Source organism: Streptomyces sp. NPDC020965, from assembly GCF_044333555.1.
In the GTDB taxonomy this organism is placed as follows: Bacteria; Actinomycetota; Actinomycetes; order Streptomycetales; family Streptomycetaceae; genus Streptomyces.
Window position 1 is genome coordinate 157,319 of sequence record NZ_JBIRRE010000008.1, and the last position, 24,440, is coordinate 181,758.

Consider the following 24,440-nt stretch of genomic DNA (forward strand, 5'->3'; position numbering starts at 1 on the left):
ATCGTCTGTTCCCACAGGTGACGGGTACGCGCGGTCCATGACAATGGCTCGCGGGTTGCCCGACAGTTCGACCGAGTGGTGGGTCCTTCTCGGTGTTGTTGCCCTGTACGCACTCACCCGTTGGTTCCTCGCCTGGCGGCAGGCGCGCCGGGACGGTGACCGGCATCCGGTGCGCGCCGCGTTCGCCGAGGAGGAGCCGGGCGAGGGGAACCTGATGGCGACCGGTGGATTCCGCTCCTACCGGCAGTTCTTCGGGGTGCTCGTCTGCACGGTGATCGTCGTCCTGATCCTCACACTGGCTCAGGGCGGGCTCGAACTGGTGCTGATGTGCACGGTCGTCCCGGTCCTGGTCGTCGCGATGGCGTACGTCGATTTCCGACAGGCCCGGACGGCACGCACCAGGGCGTGAGCCGGGGTACGGATCCGCGGCCTACTGAGGCGACAACGGCGAGGCGCGGGGTGGCGAGATCCCGCGAGGCCCCCCCCCGGCGGAGGCGTGGGGGCGCGACAGAGAAAAGGGGGCCGGGTTCTGGTGTGCCGTGCGGCGGAAGGATCCGCCGCACGGCACACCAGAACCCGGCCGGGCGACAGCCCTACTCGGCGATCGGCGATACGGCGACACAGCCACCGGCCGCGGCCAGACCCTCGCCCGACTTCTCGGCGATCGCCTTCCCCTTGTAAATGATCTTGCAGGTGACCTGGGCGTCGCCGGTCGCGTCGAGCGCGACGGGCAGGACCGAGGGAGGCAGGATCCCCCGCAGGGTCACGGTCTTCTTCCAGGGCAGCACCGGCTTCTCCACGGTCTCCATCTTCGGCGCCAGGGCGGTGCCGCCACCGGCCGCGAACTGGATGGAGTCGACGCTCTTCCCGGTGACCTCGTAGGTGACGTCGTACTTCTCGTTCACCGTCTTGTCGACCTGGTCGACGGCCTTGTCCTTCGCGGCGTCACCGGCCTCGGTGATCTCGGAGCAGGCACTGAGCCCGAAGACGAGACCGGCCACGGTCAGTGCGGTCACGGCGGTGGTACGAATGGAACGGTGCATGAGCAGCCCCCCGGATCTTGACGACAGAATGCGCAGACAACCGTAAAGAGCCGACCTGAGTCAAACCGGGTCGGGCGACCGTCACATCTGACAAACACCAGGTCAACCGGGGCGTTGAGCCACTCGGGTCCCGTCCGGGGAGCATGGCGGGGGAAGCCGGCGCGCACGCCGCGCGGGCCATCACCCGAGCCGACGCGCGAGTCGGCGCGCGAATCGGCGCGCCCATCCCGAAGCCGCGGCCCCAGGCAGCCGCCCCACGTACCACCCGGCGCGTCCTCGCGGTGCGCCGACGAGACCGCCTGCTTCACGCCACGGGCCGGGAAGCTCCCGACCGTAGCCATCAGGCCGTTCCCGAAGGTCTTCGGTACATCCTCCGGCGCACCCCGGGCGGCATCCCCCGGTAATTCCTGCGGAAATCCTGGGGAAGTTCTCGGTAGTTCCTGCGACCCGGCCGCGAAGGTTCCTGGTCCGCGGAGCGGTTCGCCGTCGCGCGGCACGGCCATCCACAGCGGCAAACAGCGTGGTCGGGGGGTGATTCCCCGCCACCGGGCGGGACGGAGTGACGAGGCCGGGAGGGCGCGATCCCCGCCAGGATTCCCGTGGGATCCCCGACCGCTCCCTGCACGCGACCTCTTGACCGTGAGCCGTCAAGCGCTATGGTCCAGACCAAGCACATCGGGGATTCGTCGACGAGTGGCCGACTGCCGGTGCCCCCACGGCCGGTTGCCGCGCCCCGACGAATACATGACCCCGTCTGCGCAGTGTCCCCTCGACGGGGCCCGCACCAGAACCAGCGGGCCTCTCCCCAGCGAAGGAGCTGACATGCACAGGAAACGGAAACTGGCTTTCGCCATCGGTGCGGGAATCGCCCCGCTGCTCGCCGTCTCCCTGCCGGCCGGCAACGCCGGTGCTCATGGCTACATCGCCTCGCCCCCGAGCCGCCAGGCGCAGTGCGCCTCCGGATCGGTTCCCTGTGGACCCATCAAGTACGAACCGCAGAGCGTCGAAGGGCCCAAGGGCCTGCGGAGCTGCAGCGGCGGCAACGCGGCGTTCTCCGAACTCGACAACGACGGCAAGGGCTGGAAGGTCCACAACGTCGGCCGCACGACCAGCTTCAACTGGCGGCTGACGGCCGCACACGCCACCAGCACCTGGCAGTACTACGCGGGTGGCAGGAAGATCGCGGAGTTCAACGACGGCGGTGCACGGCCCAGTCCGTCCATCTCCCACCAGGTCAACTTCGGCAGCATCAGTGGAAAGCAGAAGGTGCTCGCGGTGTGGAACATCGCGGACACCCCGATGGCCTTCTACGTCTGCGTGGACGTGAACATCAGCTGACACCACGGCTTGTGGAGCGGACCCCCCGGGCGCTCGCGCCCGGGGGGTCCGCTCGCGTGCGGCCCGTCAGCGGTGCCCCGCACCACCGGGTCCGGGCGTCAGCGGACGGGACGGCTTACCGCCGCCGGGGGGGGTCCACCTGTCAGGGGGGCGTCACGTCGCCGGCCGGCGCCGGTAAGCCGTCCCGTACCGAACTCATGACGGCGAAGTGCGCACGGACCGGTGGCAGCCGGGCGTTGATGGGCGACGATTGCCTTGCACCCCTGCCTCATGGTGGTGCGGGTGACCGCCAAGCGCGTCGAGTGGTCACCCGGTGTCCGTGAACGCAGGGCTTCAAGACAGTGGCACGCCTCCGACAAGGACTCCCATGGACGTCATTGATATACGCGATCTTGTCTACTACCCCGTCAGCGACCGGAAGGTGATGCGCGGAGAGGGCGTTCATCTCTACGACGAGGACGGCACGGAGTACCTCGACTGTGTCGCGGGGACCTTCAACCTCAGCCTCGGATACTCCCACCCGGCGGTCGTCGCCGCGATGAAGCACCAACTCGACCTTCTGGTGCACGCGTCGTCGTCCTTACAGAACGAACCCGTCAACGGCCTGGTGCGCAGACTGGTGGAGGTCTCCCCGGAGAGCCTCACCAAGGTCCATCCCAAGGTCTCCGGCGGTTCCACGGCCAATGAGGGCGCCATCAAGATGGCGCAGCACGCCACCGGGCGCTCCGAGGTCATCTCCCTGTTCCGCAGCCATCACGGCCAGACCATGATGATGACGTCGGTCTCGGGCAACGCCGCCCGCCGCGCGCCGCACCCCTCCCTCTTCCCGGGGACGCTACAGGTGCCGGACCCGTACTGTTTCCGGTGCTTCTACGGGCAGCGGCGGGAGAGTTGCGGGCTGATGTGCGTCGACCGCATCGAGGACTTCCTGGACCACGCCAGTACGGGCCGGGCCGCCGCGGTCATCGTCGAGCCGATCTCCGGATCCGGTGGCAACATCGTGCCGCCGGACGGCTACTTCCAGAAGCTGCGGGCCTTCTGCGACGAGCGCGACATCGTGTTGATCTTCGATGAGGTGCAGACCGGGATCGGACGCACGGGGCGGATGTTCGCGGCCGAGCACTTCGGGGTCGAGCCGGACATCATCACCACGGCCAAGGGACTCGGCGGTTCCGGTGCTCAGATCGCCGCGATTCTCACCAACGAGCGTCTGGCGGGACTCCCCGCGGACGAGCATGTCTTTACCTACGGCGCCAATCTGCTGGCCGCCGCGGCGGCCAACGCCACGCTCGACATCGTCCGGCAGCCGGAATTCCTGGCCCATGTGCGGGCCACCGGTGAACACATCCGCGGCCGGCTCGCGGAGCTGGCGAAGCGCCACCGCGCGATCGTGGACGTCCGGGGCGTCGGTCTCATGATCGGCTTTGAGCTCGGGCGGCCCGACGGGACACCCGATGTCGAACTGGCCCGCCATCTGGCCCGGACCGCGATGCGGCACGGGCTCATCATGCGCTCCTCCCGCTACGGCCACGGCAATGTGCTCAAGATCAGACCACCACTGATCATCACCACCGACGAGGCCGATCTGCTCTGCGACCGCCTGGAGGGACTGCTCCGCGCGGAACTGAACGCATGAACCACCCGGGACCTCACCCGGACACCGAGCCCGTGACGGAAGGAGAATCGGCATGAAAGCCCTGATCCTCAGCGAACGGCACACACTGTCCCTGGTCGACCGCCCCCGACCCGAGGTCGTCGCCCCCGACGACGTCGTCGTCCGGGTGCTCCAGACCGGTATCTGCGGCACCGACCGGAGCATTCTGGTGGGCAAGTTCCCCGGCAGGCCGGGGGTGGTGATGGGACACGAGTCGGTCGGCACGGTGGAGTCCGTCGGTTCCGCCGTCACCACCCACCGGCCCGGCGACCGGGTCGTCATCAGCACCACGGTCTACTGCGGCGCCTGTCCGTCCTGTCTGCGGGGGGACACGAACTTCTGCGCCGACAAGGCGGGGAACGAGGTGGGGCTGGACTCGGACGGCGCCTTCGCCGAGTACGTGAGGCTGCCGGCGCGGCTCTTCCACACCGTGCCCGACGGGATGGACCCGGACCGCGCGGTGCTCGTGGAGCCGCTGGCCTGTGTGCTCAACAATCTGGCGGCGGGCCAACTGCGGGCCGGGGAGACCGCGGTGGTGGTGGGCGGTGGTCCGATGGGCGTGGTGTGCGCGATGGCGGCCCACCACTACGGCGCCCGGGTCCTGCTGGTGGAACCGGACGCCTACCGGCGCGATCGGTGCCGCTCCTTGTTCACGCGACCGCCGGTGGGAGGTGAGCGGTTCAGCGCCCACGCCCCGACCGAGACGGCTCTCGCCGCATGTGGGGACGTGGTCGTCGACACCGTCGGCGGTCTGCTGGAACAGAGCCTGACCTACGCCGCGCCGCGCGGCCGTGTCGTGGTCATGGGGTACGACAGCCTGGCGACGGCGACGGTGCGGCCGTTGGACATACTGCTCGGCGGTCTGCGGATCGTCGGCGCCGGGGACTACAACAGCGCGATGTTCCCCCGGGCGATCGAGCTGGCCCGCTGGCTGCCCCTGGAGCGGTTGATCACGCACCGCTTCCCGCTGGAGGAACACGCGGCGGCGCTCGCCGCGCTCGCCGCCGACCCGGTCGCTCCTGGTGCTCCCGCCACGCCCGGCACTCCGTACTCGGCGCACAAGGTGCTCTTCGTGCCGTGACCCGCGCATCCCACCGGGCCGCGGCGGGCGCCCCCGGGGAGGTCAGGGCGGTGGGTCGCCGCCACCGCCCCACCCCGGGCGACGCGGCCGGTGGGAAGGTCGTCGGCACCGCGGGACGGCCGGCACATCGCGGGCCGGCGGGGGGCTCTCGTGACCCGCCCTACCTCCCGCAGCCCTCCCAGGGGTCCGGGGTGCCGTGCGAGAGGACGAGCCCGTAGGACTCCGGCATCTCACAGTCGTTCTGGGAGTGCCACTGGAAGGCGAGGAGGGTCCAGACGGCCAGCAGGATCAGCACGGCATAGCGCCACGCCGTCCCCCCGGAGCCCCGGCCGCCGCCCCGGCCGTCCGGCGGGAGGCCACCGCCACCGCCACCGCCTCCGCTGCCGGGCGGCGGTATCCATCCCGGCCCCTCGTATCCCGGGGGCCGCCATCCCTTCCCACCCTCTGGCATGTCTGAGAGTGTCCGGCATCCCCCCTCCCCCACAGGTCGAGTGGCTGGAACTCGACCCCATCAGGCCGGATCACCGAGGGCCGGGGGTACGGCGACCCACGCGCTCCGGCCGGCGACGTGGAGACATCGCCGGCCGGGATCGGGCGGGGGTGCGTCAGAGCCGGATGCGCCAGTCGACCGTGGACTTCAGGGTCGCGGCGATCTTCGGGTCACGTACCGAGGGGGTACGGTCCTCGGCGGTGACCGACAGCCGGTGTGCACGCAGGTCGAGCAGGCGCAGGGTCAGGTCCGACACCCGCACCCGGGTCCGGTCGGCGAAGTGCTTCAGCTCCTTGCCGTCCAGATACCAGCGGATCTTGAGCTGCCGGCCGTCCTGGCCGGTCAGCCGGGGCACGGTGACCTTGGCCGTGTGGCGCAGCCGGAGGGTGCGGTCGGTGGGGGTGGCCGCCGTGACGACCTTGGCGTGGCGGTAGAAGCCGGCGATCATCGCTTCGACACCGGGCAGGTTGAACGGCTTCCCGACCGAACGCATCAGGGAGTTGTCGGTGGGCCGGTTGAGCCCGGCGACGTAGTAGCCGCCGCCCTCGTACGCGCCGATCGTGCCGCCGTCGGGCGAGGTCTCGCCGAGCCAGCGGTACCACTTGGCGCGCTGTCCGGCCAGGGCCGCCGCGCTCAGGGTGGAGGTGTTGGAATCGGCGGGCTCGGGGCCCGTGTACCGCTCGTACCCGGGGTAGCCGGGGTAGAAGTACTCGTCGGCGAGCTTGCCCAGGGAGTGTCCGGTCTCGTGGATGGCGACCTGACCGGACTGCACGTTGCCTGCCGAGGCGGTGGAGATGCCCTCGTAACCGAGGGTCGGGCTGGGCTGGTTGTACCCCGCGCCGCCGTATTTGGTGCTGTTGGCGAGGACGATCACCAGATCGGCCTCCGGCGCCTTCGCGACGTAGCCGTCGACCTTGTCCTGGTCGATGCAGAGCAGCCGTTCGATGTCGTCGCACCAGAAGTACGAGCCGAGCGCCGTGTCCCGGACCGTGCCCCGGTCGGGGTCGCCGGAGACGCCGGACTGGCGCGACACGGCGTCGATCGTCCAGACGTTGAAGAGGTTCCGGTAGGTCGTGTACGGCTCGACCGCCGTCAGCTCGGCCCACTTCTCCTGGGCGTCGGCGCGGAACCGGCCCAGTTCGCCGGTGGTGTAGCCGTCGCCGACGATGACGATGTCCAGTCGGTCGGTGGTGGCACCGTTGTCCACCAGCTTGGTCACCGCGCCGTCGTCGGCCTTCTCCGCCGCCGAGAGCCGCGCCGTCGGCCGGTCACGGCCGTCCGCCGGTACGTCCGTGTGTCCGGATCCGGCGACCGTGCCGTTCTCCGGCCCGGGTATCTCGACCTCGACCGTGGCCCGGCCCGCTGGCGCCGGGTCGGCGGCGGCACTGCCCGGAGCGGCGGCCAGCACGGCGGTGAGGGTGGCGGCCACACCGGCCGCCGTCATGGTTCTGCGCAGCGCTGAGCGCACGGAGTCCTCCCCGACAACAAAGTTAAGTGGATTAATAAATGTGGTGAACTGGTGACTTAAGTTAAAGGGCTCGCAGGAAGCGCGCAATGGCCTGCCGATCCGGAATACTGGGGAACTCGAAGGACCAGGGGGCTTCCATGGACGAACCGGCCGAGATCGGGCGTCGGGTACAGCGGCTGCGTAAAGAACGCGGCCTGACACAGCGACAGCTCGCCCACCCCTCGTACACGCCCGCCTATGTCTCGACCCTGGAGGCCGGGCGGGTCCGGCCGTCCGAGACGGCGCTCCACTTCCTCGCGGAGCGGCTGGGCGCCTCGTTCGAGGAGTTGGCCACCGGACGGCCCGCCCGGCTCGCCACCGAACTGCGGCTCGGCCTCACCGACGCCCAGCGGGAGCTGGCCACCGGCGCGGCCGACGAGGCCGCCGTGCACTACCGGCGCCTGCTCACCGACGCGGAACACCTCGACCTCGGCCCCGAACGGGCCGAGGCCCTGCTCGGGCTCGGCGAGTGCGCTCTGGAGACCGGGGAGCTCGACGACGCGCGACGGCACTTCGAGGCGGCGGAGCGGCTGCTGGGCGACCGACCACTCCCCCGGCGCGCCCGCGCGATCCGGGGCCGGGCCGTCGCGCACCTGCTCGCCGGGGAGTTGGGCTACGCCTGCTACCTCCTCGAATCCACCATCGACGAACTCGGCACCAGCGGGCTGGCCGACCCCGAGGCCCTCCTCCTGCTGTACGCGGCCGTCATCGGCCCCTATATCGACCTGGGCGCGCACGCCCGCGCCGCCCACGCCGCCGAACTGGCCCTCGCCCTCGCTCCCCAGGTCAGCGACCCGGCACTGGTGGCGGGTATGCACCGGCAGGTCGCCCGGACGCTGCTCGCCGAGGGGCGCGAGGCCGACGCCGACGCCTCACTCGCCAAGGCCCAGTCGATCTACCGGCAGCTACGGCTGCGCACCGACCTCGCGCACTGCCACTGGATGCGCGGCTACGTCCAGGCGCAGAACGGCGACCTCGACGCGGCCGAGCGCGAACTGCGCACCGCCCGGGACATGCTGACCGCCAAGCGCGCCGCGCTCTACACCGCCCAGGTGGAGGTGGAACTGGCCGACGTCCTGCGGCGGCTGGGCAGGCACGAGGAGGCGGCCCGGCTCGTCTCGGCGCTGCTGGACCTCGACGACCGGCACGGCGCGGTCCACGCCGGGGGCGCGCACCGGCTCCTCGGGCTCATCGCCGAGGAGCGGGGCGACACCGAGACCGCCGAGGAACACTACGTACGGGCGCTCGCCCTGCTCGAACGCAGCGGGGCCAGCGGCGATCTGGCCGACCTCTGCCGGCTGCTGGGCGATCTGCTGCGCCGCGGCGGCCGTACGGAGGCGGCCCTGGACGTGTACCGCACCGGTCTCGGCCACCGGGCCGCCCCGGGCACCACCACCCTGGGCCCGCCGCCGGTCGCTCCGGCACCCCGGCGGATCTGACCGCCGTGGGCCCCGCCGCGGGACACGTGACCTCTCGGCCGCGAGTCGCGCGGTGGGGCGCACCCCGGGGCTCAGATGCCCGCCGACGCCATCTCGATGATGGAGCGGTAGTAGGCCGCGGTCGACACCACACAGGCGCGGTAGGTGCGGTTCTCCTTGACGACCAGGTAATAGTCGCGCAGATTCTTCCAGTACTGGACGAGGTAGCCGAGGCCGGGTACGAAGCCCGGCGGGCGGGGCACCAGCGCGAACGCCTCGGAACACTTCAGGATGCGCTCGGTGGCCTGCGAAAGCACCGTGGCGACCTCGGCGTTCATGTTCCAGCCCGCCGCGAGCTGCGGATTCCAGATCGCTCCGGCGATCTCCCGGAGCTGCTCCTGCTCCTGCGGTGTCGGATCGCTCCGGACCTGGAGTACGGACGCGGTGGGCGCCGTGGCGCGGGTGTCGGCGGCCTGGGCCGTGCCCACCGTGCCGACGGCGAGCGTGGCTCCGGCGACGACGAGCGCCATCGCCGGCACGAGTCTGAATCCGCGTGCTCCCATGGGATTCCTTCCCTGTTGCCCGCCCTGTGGCGGCGGGACCGAGACGATCACATCGAGGCGACGGTGACATGTTCATTACCGACCGTCAACGGTGCCTCCGCCCGGACGCCGCTCACGGAGGGGCGCCCGTCCGCGCGTCTTCCGTCACGCCGGCCGACGGAGCACGACGGCCCACGGGCGCCGGCCGACGGGACACGACGGCCGACGTCGCCGGCCCGCGCCCCGAAGGACATGGAGACCCTCGGTGTCCGGCTCCCTACGCGCCGCCGACGGTCATCAGATCGCTGTGGTACCGGTCGAGCAGGCGTTCGTGGTCGGCGGTGAAGTGTCCGCGCCACAGGCCCACCGTCAGATCGCCGTCACCGTCACCGTTGGACGGTGCGGCCGGCAGCGGCGGGAGGACCGGGTGGCCCGTGGTGTCGAGCAGCCGGGTCAGCGCGCGCTCCCGGGCCTCGTGGGTGCCACCGTGGGCGGGGCCGACGAGCTCCTCATGGGCGATCACGCAGACGGCCGGATGGTGCAGCAGCCACTGGCTGCGGCGGGCCTCCGCCGTGCCGGGAAAGCCGGGATCGGTGAGTGCCAGGGTGATCCGGGCCTCCAGACTGGGCAGGGCACCGAGGATGTCCCGGTAGATGAGGTGTTCGGGGAGCGTTCCGACGTGGTCGCCCGGCCGGGAGAGGTGCAGGATCTGGCTGATGATCCGGTCCCGTACGTCCCGGTGGTGGTAGACGACCGGTGGCAGCCCGGTCCGCTGCCAGACCCGCAGGAAACCGGCGTCGGCCCGCTGGAGGTCGAGTCCGGTCACGTACCAGCAGCCGGATCCCGGCAGCAGGCGCGGCAGTTCAGTGTCCGGCACCCGGGTCAGCCGTCCTTCGATGACCGGGTCCACGGGTGAGGCGTGGGTGACCGGCTGGCCCAGGCGCGTCCACCAGACCCGCCACAGGGCGCTGACGGCGTCCTGGAACGCGGACTCCAGTCCGGATCGGCCGTCCCGCTCGCCGCCGAGCAGCAGCGCGGCCCGGTCCGCACCGTAGGCGGCCGTCAGCACGGCGTGGACCTCACCGGGACCCGGCCCGCCGCCATCGGCGCGGTCCAGACCGCTCATCGTGCCGTAGGCGGTGTAGCCGAGGGCGGTCATGACCTCGGCCAGCACCGTGGTGCCACTGCCGCCCGGCGAGACGACGATCGTCTGGGACACGGCCATTCGACAACTCCGGGAGGTCGGTGGGGGGCACGGGCGCGGGAGCGGGACGCGTGCGTCAGGAGGGGATCCGGGGACCCGGCAGGGTGGTGGCGGCGGGTGGTGGTGCGGGCGCGCCGGGCCGGCGGGTGAGGAGGAGGTCCTCGTAGACATGGTGGCGACGGGTGGTGACACGGTGGTGCAGCAATGCGGCCGCGCGGGCGTGCTCCCCGGTGTCGGTCAGGGCACGGGCGAGGGTGTCCTGGACGATCTCCCGCTCCACCCGGACCCCACCGAGGCGCGCCACCCGCTCGCCCAGGCCGGTCAGGAGGTCCACCGCACGCCCCGACCGGCCCGCGGTGATCTCGGCCAGCGCCGCCACCACGGGAGCGAGCACCTCGCGGTAGTCGGGCCGTTCGTCGTCGGCCGCGCGGCGGGCAAGTGCGCGCAGCTCGTCCGTGGCGGCCTCCACGGCGAGGGCGAGCGCGAGGTTGAACGTGTGGAAGACCTCGGCCATCCCGCCCGGTGCCGCCAGCAGTTCCCCGATGTGGTCGGGGTCGCAGCGGCGGGCCGGGGACTGTCCGGCCAGCAGCAGGCGCCAGTTGGTGGCCGAGCGCATGCCCACGTCCGCCCGGTGCAGCACCTCGTCCGCGCGTCGCCGCGCGTCCGCGACGTCCCCGGCGGCCAGTGACTGGAGAGCGGCGTGCCAAGTGAGGTGCCGGAACTGCAGCGCGTCCGGGTCGGCTGCCAGCCAGTGGTCGAGGAAGGCGGTGGTGGCGGGTCCGCCACCCAGTTCGTGTTCGGCGTGGGCGCGGGCATGTACGGCGAGCCCCGAGCGCGGGCAGTGGGTCAGGGCAAGGCCGGCCAGTTCGCGGGCTTCCTCCGCCCGGCCCTGCTCGGCCCGGGTCCACGCCAGCCGGCTCGCCCAGGTCCAGCTCTCCGGGCCGGCCAGCGCGTACTGCCGCTCGGTCAGCTCATCGCCGAGCGCCCGGTATCCGGCGTCGCCGCAGGCGTGGAAGGCGTCCAGCAGCAGTGCGGCGACCTCGTCCGCCGGCCACTGGGCGAAGTGGGTGAGCAGATGATCGGCGGTCATCCGGTACTGACGGTGGGTGTGCAGGAACACCCCGAGGACCAGGCTCGCGGGCCGCGCCCCGGCCGCTCGGGCGTCCTGGTGGGCGATGGTCAGCTCGGACCGCAGTCCGGCGTCGTCCAGGGTGTCGCTGATCGCCAGCGTCAGCAGGGCCCTGGCCACCCCCAGCCGGGGGTGGCCGGCCACCCACTCCCGCAGGAGGGGCAGCGCCCGCCCGCTGAGGGCCGCCAGTTCCCGTACGGCGGCGTCCTCGATCGACACGCCCCCGTCGGTGCTCCCGGTCCGTCCGGCACTGCCGGGCGGCACGCGGATCACACGCTGGAGCGGAACAGCGCGGTGCAGACGATGCCGCTGTTACCGCATTGGTTGCGGGGCAGCGAGAGCGGCAGCCCGGCCTGGTTGCCGCTCACCGCGCCGCTGCCGGCGACGGTGCCGCCCGCCGCCCGTGCGTCGCCGCGCTGGACGCAGTCGTTGCCGAATGCCGCGTTCCCGATGCCGATGATGTTGGCGTGCGCGGCGCCGGCCGGGGCCAGGGCCGCGCCGAGCACCGCACCGACCGCCACCGCCCGCCGGCCGTTTCGGCGGGTGCCGCCGTCCGAGTGCCGGCCGGCTTCCCCGGCGGTCCGGTGTTCGTCGTCCGCTCGCATACGCGACCACGCCCTTTCGTACGACAGATCTTAAGTTCGGCCCATATCATGCATTGATTGACAAAAGGCACTTCCACCCAATAAACGACGGAACGGCCGTACGGGTACGGCCCCGTCACCACCGCGGCGCGGCGGACCCGGGGTGTCGGTCCACCGCCGGGGGCGGGTCGACATGGGACCCTCGGTCCGCGCGGACGGCACCGGACCCATGACGGCTGTGCGCGGGACCAGCCGGGGAACCCTTCAGGAGGCGTGGTGGATGTCAGCACGTTCTACGCACTCTTCTCGGCGACCTGCTTCACCCTGGTCGGCCTGTGGTGGAACGTGGTGCAGAGCCACACCGACTGGATGCGGGTACCTGCGCTGCGCCGGATCGTCGGCGGGGTCTATCTCTCCTTCCTACTGCCCGCGCTGATGGGTCTCTTCGCCCAGGTCGGCGGGGTCGGCACACCGGCGGTCTGGCGGTCCGCCTTCGTCGTGCTGGCCGCGGTCGGCTGTGTGTCGACCCTGCGGCTGCTGGGACTCGGTTCGCGTGACCGCGCCGCCACCTCCCTGGTCCTCCCCCAACTGGCGGCGGCGATCGTCTATCTGCTGATCGCGGTCGTGGGGCTGGTGCCCGAAGTCGCCGCCCCCCTCGGCCTGAAGCCCATCCAGGCTGAGGCGATCCTGCTCACCCTGCTGATCCTGCTCGGGCACGGCCTGGTGTGGCGGTTCATGGTCGGCGAGGGCCGCCCCGAGGAGACCGCGCCGTAGCCCGTGCCACAGCCCCCGCCACGGACCGCGTGGCGCCCCCCACACCCGCACGGCGCGACTCCACCGCCAGGTCATATCGCAACGGCTCCCGCCACCCCGCACCACCTCCAACCGTTTTGATTTTTCGGCGAGTTGGTTCCCGTCCCACGGGTTCATGACATAACTCGACCAGGGGAACGAGGAGGCGCATGGGCGACGACGGAACCCGCCCGTCAGCTACGCGCGGCTGGCCGCCGGGCTGCGGGTGCTGCTGCGGATGTACGAGCCGGGCGCGGACGGCGGTCCGCTCGACCCGCGCGAGGTCGACGAGCTGTCGGCGGCCGTCGAGCTGGTGGGTACGGGCGAGCGGGTGCGGAACGAACTGCGCCATGTACGGGGGCTGATGGAGCTGATGGCGAAGGCCCCCCGCCGGGGGGCCGGTGAGCCGCCCTCGTCCACGTGGTGGCAGCCCGGCCGGCTCACCGTCCTCGCCACCGATGACGTCGTCGAACGGGGTAAGGACCTCGCCGACCGTCTGCTCTTCTTCCGGCTGTTGCACCAGCTCCGGCACCGCCGCACGACCCCGGGCACGGGCACGAGCACGAGCACGTTGGTCATCGCCGGGGCGGACCCTCTGGGACGGGCCCCGCTGGAGTCGATGGCCCGGGCACCGCTGCCGTGACGGAGCGGCCCGGGTCCCCGTCCCGGGAACGAACGGGGCGGGGACCCGGGCCACCTGGACACCGGCTAGGACCCCACGTACTGCCGCAGATGCCGGGCCGTCAGCGTCGTGCCCGAGGCCACCAGGTCGGCCGGGGTGCCCGTGAACACCACCTCGCCCCCGTCGTGTCCGCCGCCTGGGCCGAGGTCGATCAGCCAGTCGGCGTGCGCCATCACGGCCTGGTGGTGCTCGATGACCACGACCGTGTTGCCCTCGTCGACGAGCCGGTCCAGCAGCGCGAGCAGTTTGTCGACGTCGGCCATGTGCAGACCGGTCGTCGGCTCGTCGAGGATGTAGATGGACGACTTCTCCGCCATGTGGATGGCCAGCTTGATCCGCTGCCGCTCGCCGCCGGAGAGCGTGTTCAGCGGCTGGCCGAGCCGGAGATAGCCCAGGCCGACATCGCTGAGCCGGCCGAGGATGGTGTGCGCCTGCCCGGTCGGGAAGAACGCGTACGCCTCCTCGACCGACATGCCGAGCACGTCGCTGATGTTCTTGCCGCGCAGCAGGTAGGTCAGCACCTCCGGGGTGAACCGCTTGCCCTCGCACTTCTCGCAGACCGAGGCGACCCCGGCCATCATCGCGAGATCGGTGTAGACGAGTCCCAGTCCGTTGCAGTTCGGGCAGGCGCCGTCGGAGTTGGCGCTGAAGAGGGCGGCCTTGACGCCGTTGGCCTTGGCGAAGGCGGTACGGATCGGGTTGAGCAGCCCCGTGTACGTGGCCGGATTGGAGCGGCGCGAGCCGCGGATCGGCGACTGGTCCGCGACCACCACACCCTCCCGGTTCGCCAGATAGCCGTGGATCAGCGAACTCTTGCCGGAGCCCGCCACTCCGGTCACCACGGTCAGCACGCCGACCGGGACCTCGACGGCGACGTCCTTGAGATTGTGCAGATCGGCGCCGCTGACGGAGAGCTGTCCGCGCGGCGGGCGGACGGTCTCGCGCAGCCGGGCCCGGTGTTCCAGATGGCGTCCGGTGAGGGTGCCGGAGGTGCGGAGCCCCGCGACGTCGCCGCTGTAGCAGATCTTCCCGCCCGCCTCGCCAGCACCGGGCCCGATGTCCACCACATGGTCGGCGATCGCGATCACCTCGGGCTTGTGCTCGACCACGAGCACGGTGTTGCCCTTGTCCCGCAGCATGAGCAGGAGGTCGTTCATGCGCTGGATGTCGTGCGGGTGCAGTCCGATGGTCGGCTCGTCGAAGATGTACGTCACATCGGTGAGGCTGGAGCCGAGGTGCCGCACCATCTTCACCCGCTGGGCCTCGCCGCCCGAGAGGGTGGCGGCGGGCCGGTCGAGGCTGAGGTAGCCGAGCCCGATCTCCACCAGGGACTCCAGCAGATGGCGCAGGCTGCCGATGAGGGGGCCGACCTCGGGGGCGTCGATGGCGCGTATGAACACGGCGAGGTCGCTGATCTGCATCGCCGAACACTCGGCGATGTTCACTCCGTCGATCGTCGAGGAGAGGGCGGCCCGGGTGAGACGGGTGCCCTCGCACTCCGGGCACCGGGTGAAGACGACGGCCCGGTCGACGAAGGCCCGGATATGGGGCTGGAGCGCCTCGCGGTCCTTGACCAGCCAGCTCCGCTGGATCTTGGTGACGAGACCTTCGTAGGTGAAGTTGTTGGAGCCCACCTTGACCTTGACGGCGGTCTTGTGGAGGAAGTCCGCCCACTCCTGGTCGGTGAAGTCGGCCAGCTTCTTCGTGGGGTCGTAGAAGCCGGATCCGGCCATGATCGACCAGGGCCAGGAGTCCACCGCGTATCCGGGGACGGTGATCGCGCCGTCGTTGAGGGACTTGTCCCGGTCCACGAGTTGGTCGACGTCGATGTCGGAGACCTGGCCGAGGCCCTCGCAGCGAGGGCACATGCCTTCGGGCACATTGAAGCTGAAGGCCCCCGAGGTGCCGATATGCGGGGTGCCCAGCCGGCTGAAGATGATCCGCAGCATGGTGTAGGCGTCGGTGGCGGTGCCGACCGTGGACCGGGAGTTGGCCCCCATCCGCTCCTGGTCGACCACGATCGCAGCACTGAGGTTGTGCAGCGCGTCGACGTCGGGTCGGCCCAGGCTCGGCATGAACGACTGGATGAACGCGGTGTAGGTCTCATTGATCAGCCGCTGTGACTCGGCGGCGATGGTGCCGAAGACCAGGCTCGACTTCCCGGATCCGGAGACACCGGTGAAGACCGTGAGGCGGCGCTTGGGAAGATCGACATCGATCTCGCGGAGGTTGTTCTCACGGGCTCCGCGGACCTTGATCACCATGTGATGGTCGGCGGGTACCGGAGTGGGTACAGGGGCAGGAGACGGACTGCTGGACTCGGCGGACATGCACGTTCCCTTTTCCGTGGCGCGGTCGTGCGGACAGGGCCCCGGGCGCGGTGCGCCGGGGGCGGTCAGAAGTGGCCGATGTGCACCGAGGCGGTCGAAGGGCCGGTCGGAGGGCCGCCTCCATCCTCGCTCACCGGCCAGGGGGGCCGCGCCCGATTTCGGGCTCCGCACCGCCAGAGGGGCTTTACCACACCAGCGACCCGGCAACGAGGAATCAGCCTCACTACGGCTTGATTAGCACACGACAAACGGTTTTCAGACAACCATCCATGACTTCCGCGCACACAGACAACCCGCGGCACCCCCGCCCCCCTCTCAGGGGTGGGCAACGGAAGCGGCTCTCGTACCCGCCGGCCGGTCGCCCCCATCCCAGTGGCACTCGTAAAAACGAGGATGAATGACCAGCTCTCACCGCACTCGTCTATGGCGCTCCGCGCTCGCCGCGACCGCGGCGTTCACCGTGGTCGCCGCCGTCGTCGGCGCCGCGCCCGACACGAAGAAGAAGGCGCAGTCCACGCCGAAGCTCAGCCTGATCGCGGCGTCCGCCAATGTGACGCTCGACCGGTGGAAGGGTGAGCCGGGCGTCTGGCTCGACCTCGGCACGTACGTCACTGCCGAGAACGGCGCGCTCGAACTGAATGTGACGCGCAAGTCCTACAAGGACCCCGTCGTCGCCAAGCAGATCATCCGCGACGGAAAGACCACCCGCACCAAGACGCTGCCCAAGGGCCTGGTCAAGGACTTCACCGGACTGCCCGGCTTCGTCCAGATCACGCTCACCAACGCGGCCGGCAAGACCGTGGTGAAGCGGACCGACTCGTTCTGCCCGAACAACGCCTCGGGCCGGGTCCGTCCCGACGCGCCCGCCAAGGCGAAGTTCCCCGAGAGCTGCCCCACCAACCCCTTCACCCTCGGTTCGGTGTGGGGTGTGGAGAACGGTTGGGCGTCCAACACGTACTCGGGCTGGTACGGCGGCGAGCCGGTGGACGTGCCGGTCGGCAAGTACACCGCCAAGGTCTCCGTCACCAAGAAGTACCGTGATCTGTTCGGCATCGCGAACAAGCCGCAGACGATCAACCTGACCGTCCGCGCACGCGAGTGGGAGGGCGGCGGCGGTCGTTCGGCCGGCGGTCACGACGCCCACAAGGCGGCCGGACACGCCGGTCACCACGGCGCCCCCGCGCTGCCCAGGTCCGTCGCCGAGGCGGCGAGCGGCACCGGCCCGTCGTACAACGTGGGTCACGGCCCGCACACCCCCGCGCCGCCGGCCCTGCCGTGGGCGCTCAAGACGAACGCCCGCACGCTGGCGAACCTGGGCGACGGTCCGGGACGCACGGACGGTTCCCGCAAGGCCCCGGGCGCCAAGCCCAACGCCAAGCGGCCCACCGGCAAGGCGGTCGTCCCGAACGTTCCCAAGCCCGACCTGCGGTCGCTGCCGGCGTACGGCATCACCATCAGCGACGGTGAGGACAACATCCCGGGCAAGGACTACCTGGCCTTCAGCGCCAACGTCTGGAACGCGGGTCCGGCCAAGCTCGTCGTGGACGGTTTCCGCGCTCCGGGCAAGGAGCTGATGGACGCCTACCAGTACTTCTACGACGCCAAGGGCAAGCAGATCGGTTACACGCCCACCGGCACCATGGAGTGGGACCCGCGGCCGGGTCACGAGCACTGGCACTTCACCGACTTCGCCAGCTACCGGCTGCTGAAGGCCGACCAGAAGGAGGCCGTGCGCAGTGGCAAGGAGGCATTCTGCCTGGCCAACACCGACGCGGTCGACTACACGGTGAAGAACGCCAACTGGCACCCGTCCAACACCGACCTGTCCACCGCGTGCGGCCAGGAGAGCTCGATCTCGGTGCGTGAGGTCCTCGACGTCGGCTCCGGCGACACCTACACCCAGGACCTGCCGGGCCAGTCCTTCGACATCACGGACGTGCCGAACGGTACGTACTACATCCAGGTGCTGGCCAACCCTGACAAGCGTCTCAAGGAGACCAGCCTCACCAACAACAGCGCCCTGCGCAAGATCGTCCTGGGCGGCAAGCCGGGCGCCCGCAAGGTGACCGTGCCCGCGCACGACCTGGTCAACGCCAACTGAGGCACTGACGCGCAGGCGGCGACGGACCGTCTCCTGAAGTAGTGAAGATCCTGAAGCCGGGGGCCCCGGTCACGCGAGGAGCGTGACCGGGGCCCCCGGTCGTGGAGCGGCGTCCTCCGGCCGGCGGTCCTGGTCAGCCGGTGAACTTCGCGAAGATCTTCGAGAACGCGTATCCGGTCTGCGGCACGTTGGTACATCGGAACAGCGGCCCCATACAGGCGTTGCGGTCGCGGACCATCTCCCAGAAGGCCAGTTCGCCCAGGTGCTGCTGTTGGGCGAAGGCCACCAGCCGGCGCGCGTGGGCCAGGGTGAAGAACCGGCCGTCGTCGTTCTGGCCGGGCATCGCCGACGCACCGACCATCGCCCAGACCGCGGCGTCACTCCTGGCCGGGTAGAGGGCAGCGAGCTGGGTGAAGGTGCTCCGGGCCGCCCGTATCGCCGCGTCGCCGTAGTCGATGTCACGGTGGTAGTTCACGGTCATCACCTTCACCGTGTTCAGTTGGACTCCGGCGTCCCGGGCCGCCGCGACCGCCGCGAGGGCGTCCGGGGTCAGCCCTTCGGGGAAGACCGGCAGGGTGAAGGAGATCCGCAACCCCGGATGGTCGCGCTGGACCCGGGCCAGGGCCTGGGAGCGGCGTTTCAGGGCGCCCCGGTCGGCGAGGATCGAGGAGTCCAGGGCGAAGTCGATATGGGTGAGGTCATAGGTGCTGACCACCGCCTCGTACTCGGCGGCGAGCGCGTCGACGGAGCGGCACGCCTGCGCCAGTTCGGAGCCGGCGGCACCACCGAAGGAGATCTTGACGTCCCCGCCCGCGGCCCGGACGGCGTCGATCTGATCCCTGGCCCAGCCGCGGCGCGGGTCATAGGAGTTGAACCACATCGCCTTGCAGCCCGACGCGGTGACGAACGCGAGGGTGAAGTTCCGCAGCCCGCTCCGCGCGGCCATCTCGGTCAGGTTCGGCGTCGGGGTCGCCCCCATGTCGACATAGGGTGCGACGGCCATCCTGGCGGTCGACGGGCCGCCGGCTGTGGTCGTCATGCCGTTGACCGGCGTGCTGTAGGCCGAGGCGTTCCCCGACGCGTCCTTGGCCCGGACCCGGAAGGTGTGTCCGGTGGCGGGCCGGAGGCCGGTGGCCGTGTACGAGGTGCCGGCGGCCGGGACCGGGGGCCCGCCGTCGCGGGAGATCTCGTAGACCGGGACGGCTCCGGAGTCGTCCGTCGAGGCCGACCACTTCACGGTGAGGGTGGAGCCGGACGAGGCGTCCACCCGCACCCCCGGCGGCGGGTTCGGCGCCCTGGAGTCGCCGCCACCGCCGCAGGAACCCTCGTTCAGCCGGCACTTCACCGGTGTGCCGACGCCGTGGGAGACCCAGCCGAATGTGATCGATGCACCGGGCGCCAGCGACTCCGCGCCCTCCTCACCGGTGAACCGGTACCGCGCACCGCTACGGGTGAGCACCGCGTCCCAGTACGCTCCGACGGACGTTCCCGCGGGCAGCCCGAAGGTGACGCTCCAGCCGCTGAGTTCGGTACGGCCGCTGTTGGTGACGGTGTACGCGCCCCGGTATCCGCCGTCCCAGGTCGATGTCCGCGTGAAGACGGCGGTCGCCGTGGTCGCGCCGGCCTGCGGGGCCGGCGGTAGAACGAGGAATCCCACGAGAGCGACGACCAGCGCCAAGCATCTTCGCATGTACAACTGCCTCCCCCAACTGGGCACGGAACGGCCCGAACCCGATCCAGCGCCACTGGTCTTTACCACAGCATGGGGCATGGACGGGGCCGCCGCGCGCCCGATGGAGCGGGGGGAGACGACCGCCACACGACGGCGGGGAAACGATTCGCCCTGGCGGATGTGCGCAGGGGTCATGACTGGGGCGATTCCGGTGGATCTCCCCCGCCGGGGGGCTCATGCGCTGCCCTGATACCGCGCATCGCCCGGCGCACCCGGCCGCCCGGGAGCGGGTGCGTCCCGCAGTCCGGCGCGTCTGCCGTACGGGAACGAGTGCGTCCCGCAGCACGGGAGTGGGTGCGTCCCGCAGCACTGGGGTGGGTGGGTCCCGCCGCCCATACCCCTCTCCTTGGCGGCGGGACACACCCCTGTATCCCCGGGGCCCCTGTACTCCCGGGCTCAGGGTCTCCGGTCAGCCCCGATCGCGCACGGGCTGTCGGCAGGCGAGGAGCGCGGCCCGTATCTCCCCCGCCCGCACCGCCGTGTTGGAGAGCAGGGTCGAGGTGATGCCGTGGGTGTGCTCCGTACCGCCCTGGAGGTAGATGCCGGCCTCGACATTGGCCACGGTGGCCACCCGGTGGTCGCGCCCCACCAGGAGCGCGTCCTCGTCGTCACGCAGACAGAGTTTGCCGATCTCGCCCAGCCGCTCCCCGATGCCCTGCGGCTGATAGCCCGTCGCATGGACGAGCAGGTCGGCGTCGAGGACGTCCCGCTCCCCCGTCGGCAGATACTCCACCGTGATCTCCAACTGGTCGCCAGGGGTCTCGACCCCCCGCAGCCGAGAGATGTTCAGCATCCGCAGCCGTTGCCGCCCCTGGACCTTCTCCTGGTACATGGTCCGGGAGAGCGCCTCGATCAACTCCATGTCCACCACCGAGTAGTTGGTGCCCCGGTGGTATTCGAAGAGGGACCGCTTCACGTCACGCGGCGCGCCGTAGTAGATGTCGACGGCCTCGGGATCGAAGATCCGGTTGGCGAAGGGGCTGTCGTCGGCCGGCGTGTAGCCGTACTTGGCGAAGACCGAGCAGATCTCGGCGTCCGGGAAGCTGCGGTGCAGATAGTCGACCGCCTCCGCGGCGCTCTGACCGGCACCGAGGACGACGGCCCGGCGTATCGGCGTCCGCCGTTCCACCAGCTCGGCGACCCGGGGCAGCAACTCGCTGTTGTGCCAGACCCGGTCGGAGAGAACGGTCCCCGGGGGAAGTCGGGGCTCCATGCCGGTGGCCACGCAGAGATTGCGCCCCCGGCGGACCGTCAGACGGCCGCTCGGATCGCGCGGATCGCGGGTGGCGACGTCGAACCAGCGGACCTCGCCGTCCTCGGTCACGGGTTTCACCGAGACGACCTCCGCCGCGTACTCCACCAGTCCGGCCACCCGGGCCGCGGCCCACTCGAAGTAGTCGTGGAACTCGATGCGCAGCGGGAAGAGCGTCTTCTGGTTGAGGAAGTCGACGAGCCGGCCCCGCTCCCGCAAGTAGCACAGGAAGCTGTAGTCGCTGGTCGGGTCACGCATCGTCACCAGGTCCTTGAGGAAGGACACCTGCATGGTGGCGTCATCGATGAGCATTCCCCGGTGCCAGCCGAACCGTGGTTGCTTCTCCAGGAATCCGGCCTGGATCCTCTCTCCGTCGGCGACTTGGGCGTTGTACTCCTGAACCGCAATCGCGAGGGCCAGGTTGGACGGTCCGAAACCGATCCCCAGAACGTCGTAGATGGTGCCCGAACCACTGTGCAGTGTGTTCACCGCGTCATCGCCTCCCTAAGCAGGCACATGTTAGATAAGGTTAGCCTTACCTTGCAATGTCTGAGGAGGATTCACTATGCGGGTCGTCATGTTCGGCTATCAGACCTGGGGCCATCGCACGCTGCAGGCTCTGCTGGACTCCGAGCACGAAGTGGTCCTCGTCGTCACTCATCCCAAGAGTGACCACGTGTACGAGAAGATCTGGGACGACTCGGTGGCCGACCTCGCCGAGAAGCACGGTGTGCCGGTGCTCCTGCGCAACCGTCCCGACGACGAACTGCCGGACGCGCTGCGGGAGGTGCGGCCCGACATCATCGTCGCGAACAACTGGCGCACCTGGCTCCCGCCGGAGATCTTCGACCTACCGACGCACGGCACGCTCAATGTGCACGACTCGCTGCTGCCGTCGTACGCGGGCTTCTCCCCGCTGATCTGGGCACTCATCAACGGAGAGCCCGAAGTCGGCGTCACCGCGCACCGGATGGACGCCGAGCTGGACATGGGGGACATCGTGCTCCAGCGCGCCGTGACCGTCGGCCCGGCCGACACCGCGACGGACCTCTTCCACCGCACGGTCGACCTCATCGGGCCGATCGTGCGCGACGCGTTGGCGTTGATCGAGTCGGGCACCGTCGTCCCGGTCGTGCAGGACCGCTCCCGGGCGAGCTTCTTCCACAAGCGGGCCGTCGAGGACAGCAGGATCGACTGGAACCGGCCCGCGGCCGAGCTGGAGCGACTGGTGCGGGCCCAGTCCGACCCGTACCCCAACGCCTTCACCCACCACCGCGGCCAGCGGATACGGATCGTGTCGGCGGCGGTCTCGGAGAAACCCTACGGCGGCACTCCCGGGCGGATCTTCATCCGCGAGGGCGACGGCATCGTCATCGTCGCCGGTGCGGACGCGCGTTCCGGACGGTGCCCCGGGCTGGTGGTCAAACGCGTGCGTACGGAGGACGGCGCCGAGCACGCCGCCACCGACTACTTCCGTACGATGGGCGGCTATCTCACCGCCCGCCCCTGACGCCCGGCCCCCTGGGGCCTCTCGTTTGAGTCTTGCTGATCCAGCCTGATCCGAACGAAAGACCCCAGTGGGCCGGCGCCGGGCGCCGGGGAATCACCGTCCGCCGGTCGCGACCGCGTCGGTGATCTCGTGGTGCCGGCCCATCGGGATGATCATCGGGGTGCCGCTGACCGGGTCGGGGGCGACCTGGCAGCGCAGCCCGAAGACCTCTTCGACCAGGGCCGCGGTGATGACCTCGGCGGGGACGCCCTCCGCAACGATCCGCCCCGACTTCATCGCGATGACGTGATCGGCGTACCGGCACGCCTGGTTGAGGTCGTGCAGCACCATGACGACCGTACGGCTCTCGTTCCGGTTCAGATCGGTGATCAGGTCCAGCACATCGATCTGGTGCGCCAGATCGAGATAGGTCGTCGGCTCGTCCAACAGCAGTACCGGTGTGCCCTGGGCGACGGCCATCGCGATCCAGGCGCGCTGTCGCTGACCGCCGGAGAGTTCGTCGACGGGCCGGTCGGCGAGGTCGGTCATCGCGGTGGCGCGCAGCGCTTCCCGTACCGCGCGCTCATCGCCGCTCGACCACTGCCGCCACCAGGTCTGGTGTGGGGAGCGGCCCCGGCCGACCAGGTCGATGACGGTGAGCCCCTCGGGGGCGACGGGTGACTGCGGCAGGATGCCGAGCCGCTGGGCGAGTTCCCTGGTCGGTATGGAATGCACGGACCGGCCGTCCAACTGCACGGAGCCGGCCCTCGGCGTCAGCAGCCGGGCGAGCGCCCGCAGCAGGGTGGACTTTCCGCACGCGTTGGCCCCGACGATCGCGGTGATCCGGCCGGGCGGCACCGCCACGTCGAGGTCGTCGACGACGATCCGGTCGTCGTACGCCAGCCGCAGTCCCTCCGCCCGCAGTTCGGGGCCGGCAGGGTTCTCTGACTTCACGGTCATGGGGTTCAGCCTCCTGAGCCGGCGCGGTTGGCGCGGATGAGCAGCCAGAGCAGTACGGGGGCGCCGAGGACGCCGGTGACGATCCCGACGGGAAGTTCCGTGCCGGAGATCAGCTTCCTCGCGATCAGATCGGATACGAGTACGGCGAGCGCGCCGGTGAGTCCGGAGGCCAGTGGGGGCGGCCAGGCGGTACGGGCCAGCCGCTGCGCGATCTGCGGGGCCGCGAGCGCCACGAAGGCAACGGGACCGGCCGCCGCGGTGCCGAAGGCGACCAGTCCGACGCCGGTGAGCAGCACGGCCAGCCGGACGGGCTGCACGCGGGTGCCGAGACCGCGGGCCACGTCGTCGCCGAACTGAAGGGTCAGCATCAGCCGGCCGAGCAGCAGGGCGACGGGGAGGAGCACGACGAGGGCGATGGCCAGTGGGCCGACATGGTCCCAGGTGCGGCCGTTGAGGTTGCCGACGAGCCAGCCGAGGGCGGACTGCGCTTCCATCCGCTCGCCGCGCGCCATCAGGTAGTCCGTGGCGCTGGTGCAGATCCAGGCGACGCCGATGCCGACGAGCACGATCCGGTAGCCGGTCGTGCCGCGCTTCCAGGCCAGCACGTACACGAGCAGCGCGGCGCCCAGCGCCCCGAGCAGTCCGAGGGTCTGGGTGCCCAGTCCGCCGTCCCAGCCGAGGACGATGCCGGCGACGACGGCGACGCCCGCGCCCTGGGTGATGCCGATCATGTCCGGGCTGGCGAGTGGATTGAGCGTCATCGTCTGGAAGAGGGCGCCGGAGACGCCGAAGGCGAGGCCGACGAGGAGGCCGGCCAGCGCCCGGGGCAGCCGCAACTCTTCGACGATGAGCTGGGTGCCGGGGTCACCGGCGCCCACGACGGCCCGCATCACCTCGGTGAGACCGAAGGGGATGTCCCCGACGGTCATGCCCCAGCAGAAGACGAGGAAGGTGGCGACGGCGAGCACGGTGCACAGCCCGACCAGCCGGGGCCGCAGCACCCCGGAGACGGGGGGCACGGTGAGCCGGAAGGGGAGCCGGTCGGGCCCGTGGGCGGGCTTGGCGGGATCGGACTTGCGGGCGGGGCCGGGTCCGGACAGGAGATCGGTCAT

21 protein-coding genes are annotated in these 24,440 nt (G+C 70.6%); 9 read left to right on the forward strand and 12 right to left on the reverse strand.

What is annotated here, in order from left to right:
- The first annotated feature begins 37 nt into the window (after positions 1–37).
- On the forward strand, positions 38–409 hold the full coding sequence (locus ACH4S7_RS23965; RefSeq protein ID WP_398523302.1) for a hypothetical protein: 372 nt from the start codon (positions 38–40) through the stop codon (positions 407–409).
- 184 nt (positions 410–593) lie between these two features.
- Here the strand turns inward: ACH4S7_RS23965 and ACH4S7_RS23970 are convergent, their stop codons facing one another.
- A complete protein-coding gene (locus ACH4S7_RS23970; protein WP_398523303.1) occupies positions 594–1,043 on the reverse strand; it encodes an MmpS family transport accessory protein in 450 nt (149 codons plus the stop codon).
- 822 nt (positions 1,044–1,865) lie between these two features.
- Between ACH4S7_RS23970 and ACH4S7_RS23975 the strand changes: the two genes are divergently transcribed.
- The 3 genes from ACH4S7_RS23975 to ACH4S7_RS23985 all read left to right on the forward strand — a co-directional run bounded on the left by ACH4S7_RS23975 (position 1,866) and on the right by ACH4S7_RS23985 (position 5,116).
- Positions 1,866–2,381: a lytic polysaccharide monooxygenase auxiliary activity family 9 protein gene (locus tag ACH4S7_RS23975; protein ID WP_398523304.1), complete on the forward strand. Its 516-nt coding sequence runs from the start codon at positions 1,866–1,868 to the stop codon at positions 2,379–2,381.
- Positions 2,382–2,748: 367 nt separating this feature from the next.
- Positions 2,749–4,017, forward strand: coding sequence for an aspartate aminotransferase family protein (locus ACH4S7_RS23980; protein ID WP_398523305.1), 1,269 nt, complete (start codon positions 2,749–2,751; stop codon positions 4,015–4,017).
- A gap of 52 nt (positions 4,018–4,069) precedes the next feature.
- Positions 4,070–5,116, forward strand: a complete 1,047-nt coding sequence (locus ACH4S7_RS23985) for a zinc-binding dehydrogenase (protein ID WP_398523306.1) — start codon at positions 4,070–4,072, stop codon at positions 5,114–5,116.
- A 160-nt stretch (positions 5,117–5,276) separates the two neighbouring features.
- Here ACH4S7_RS23985 and ACH4S7_RS23990 read toward each other — a convergent pair whose 3' ends face one another.
- Together ACH4S7_RS23990 and ACH4S7_RS23995 are read right to left on the reverse strand one after the other, a co-directional pair.
- Positions 5,277–5,567, reverse strand: a complete 291-nt coding sequence (locus tag ACH4S7_RS23990; RefSeq protein WP_398523307.1) for a hypothetical protein — start codon at positions 5,565–5,567, stop codon at positions 5,277–5,279.
- Between the two features lie 154 nt (positions 5,568–5,721).
- A complete protein-coding gene (locus ACH4S7_RS23995) occupies positions 5,722–7,050 on the reverse strand; it encodes a M64 family metallopeptidase (protein ID WP_398523542.1) in 1,329 nt (442 codons plus the stop codon).
- 161 nt (positions 7,051–7,211) lie between these two features.
- Here ACH4S7_RS23995 and ACH4S7_RS24000 point away from each other — a divergent pair, with 161 nt between their 5' ends.
- Positions 7,212–8,552 (forward strand): tetratricopeptide repeat protein, encoded by a 1,341-nt coding sequence (locus tag ACH4S7_RS24000; protein ID WP_398523308.1) that lies wholly within the window; start codon positions 7,212–7,214, stop codon positions 8,550–8,552.
- 71 nt (positions 8,553–8,623) lie between these two features.
- Here ACH4S7_RS24000 and ACH4S7_RS24005 read toward each other — a convergent pair whose 3' ends face one another.
- The 4 genes from ACH4S7_RS24005 to ACH4S7_RS24020 form a co-directional block, all read right to left on the reverse strand.
- A complete protein-coding gene (locus ACH4S7_RS24005) occupies positions 8,624–9,094 on the reverse strand; it encodes a hypothetical protein (RefSeq protein WP_398523309.1) in 471 nt (156 codons plus the stop codon).
- Between the two features lie 256 nt (positions 9,095–9,350).
- Positions 9,351–10,298, reverse strand: coding sequence for a hypothetical protein (locus ACH4S7_RS24010; protein WP_398523310.1), 948 nt, complete (start codon positions 10,296–10,298; stop codon positions 9,351–9,353).
- Positions 10,299–10,353: 55 nt separating this feature from the next.
- A complete protein-coding gene (locus ACH4S7_RS24015; protein WP_398523311.1) occupies positions 10,354–11,625 on the reverse strand; it encodes a hypothetical protein in 1,272 nt (423 codons plus the stop codon).
- Positions 11,626–11,675: 50 nt separating this feature from the next.
- A complete protein-coding gene (locus tag ACH4S7_RS24020; RefSeq protein ID WP_398523312.1) occupies positions 11,676–12,011 on the reverse strand; it encodes a chaplin family protein in 336 nt (111 codons plus the stop codon).
- Positions 12,012–12,266: 255 nt separating this feature from the next.
- Here ACH4S7_RS24020 and ACH4S7_RS24025 point away from each other — a divergent pair, with 255 nt between their 5' ends.
- Both ACH4S7_RS24025 and ACH4S7_RS24030 read left to right on the forward strand, forming a co-directional pair.
- Positions 12,267–12,764, forward strand: a complete 498-nt coding sequence (locus ACH4S7_RS24025; RefSeq protein WP_398523313.1) for a hypothetical protein — start codon at positions 12,267–12,269, stop codon at positions 12,762–12,764.
- A gap of 256 nt (positions 12,765–13,020) precedes the next feature.
- Complete coding sequence (locus ACH4S7_RS24030) at positions 13,021–13,425, forward strand: hypothetical protein (RefSeq protein ID WP_398523314.1); 405 nt, start codon at positions 13,021–13,023, stop codon at positions 13,423–13,425.
- A 65-nt stretch (positions 13,426–13,490) separates the two neighbouring features.
- Here ACH4S7_RS24030 and ACH4S7_RS24035 read toward each other — a convergent pair whose 3' ends face one another.
- Positions 13,491–15,728 (reverse strand): ATP-binding cassette domain-containing protein, encoded by a 2,238-nt coding sequence (locus tag ACH4S7_RS24035; protein ID WP_398523543.1) that lies wholly within the window; start codon positions 15,726–15,728, stop codon positions 13,491–13,493.
- Positions 15,729–16,191: 463 nt separating this feature from the next.
- Here ACH4S7_RS24035 and ACH4S7_RS24040 point away from each other — a divergent pair, with 463 nt between their 5' ends.
- Entirely contained in the window at positions 16,192–17,895 is a 1,704-nt protein-coding gene (locus tag ACH4S7_RS24040) for a lysyl oxidase family protein (protein WP_398523315.1), read from the forward strand.
- Between the two features lie 133 nt (positions 17,896–18,028).
- Here the strand turns inward: ACH4S7_RS24040 and ACH4S7_RS24045 are convergent, their stop codons facing one another.
- Both ACH4S7_RS24045 and ACH4S7_RS24050 read right to left on the reverse strand, forming a co-directional pair.
- Positions 18,029–19,585, reverse strand: a complete 1,557-nt coding sequence (locus ACH4S7_RS24045) for a cellulose binding domain-containing protein (protein ID WP_398523316.1) — start codon at positions 19,583–19,585, stop codon at positions 18,029–18,031.
- A gap of 451 nt (positions 19,586–20,036) precedes the next feature.
- Entirely contained in the window at positions 20,037–21,368 is a 1,332-nt protein-coding gene (locus ACH4S7_RS24050) for a lysine N(6)-hydroxylase/L-ornithine N(5)-oxygenase family protein (protein WP_398523317.1), read from the reverse strand.
- Positions 21,369–21,444: 76 nt separating this feature from the next.
- Between ACH4S7_RS24050 and ACH4S7_RS24055 the strand changes: the two genes are divergently transcribed.
- Positions 21,445–22,389 (forward strand): methionyl-tRNA formyltransferase, encoded by a 945-nt coding sequence (locus ACH4S7_RS24055; protein ID WP_398523318.1) that lies wholly within the window; start codon positions 21,445–21,447, stop codon positions 22,387–22,389.
- Between the two features lie 93 nt (positions 22,390–22,482).
- Here ACH4S7_RS24055 and ACH4S7_RS24060 read toward each other — a convergent pair whose 3' ends face one another.
- Together ACH4S7_RS24060 and ACH4S7_RS24065 are read right to left on the reverse strand one after the other, a co-directional pair.
- Entirely contained in the window at positions 22,483–23,328 is an 846-nt protein-coding gene (locus ACH4S7_RS24060; protein ID WP_398523319.1) for an ABC transporter ATP-binding protein, read from the reverse strand.
- A gap of 5 nt (positions 23,329–23,333) precedes the next feature.
- A complete protein-coding gene (locus tag ACH4S7_RS24065; protein WP_398523320.1) occupies positions 23,334–24,440 on the reverse strand; it encodes a FecCD family ABC transporter permease in 1,107 nt (368 codons plus the stop codon).